Origin of the sequence: Flavobacterium solisilvae, from assembly GCF_012911605.1 — a bacterium.
Taxonomy (GTDB): Bacteria; Bacteroidota; Bacteroidia; order Flavobacteriales; family Flavobacteriaceae; genus Flavobacterium; species Flavobacterium solisilvae.
In genome coordinates, this window is record NZ_JAAMPT010000095.1 from 1 (window position 1) to 288 (window position 288).

Annotated in this window: 1 protein-coding gene; it reads left to right on the plus strand. The window is 39.6% G+C overall.

The window, feature by feature from the left end; translation table 11 throughout:
• On the plus strand, positions 1–288 hold a 288-nt coding region (locus tag G6042_RS14705), incomplete at both ends, for a hypothetical protein (protein WP_169522335.1).

Consider the following 288-nt stretch of genomic DNA (forward strand, 5'->3'; position numbering starts at 1 on the left):
CAACATTAGAACTTCAAATCAACCCATTACCACTAGCCAATCCAGTCATTACGGATTATGCGTTGTGTGATTACAACAATCCGGGAGATGAAGAAGAAGTCTTTACCTTAGACACCAAAACATTAGAAATTGCCAACGGACAAACAGGCGTAACGGTAACCTATTATGCAACTCAAACCGATGCGCAAAACCAAACAAACGGTTTACCAAACAGTTATACCAACACTAGTAATCCACAACAAATTTGGATCAACATCAGCGATAATGTTACAGGCTGTAACACGGTAA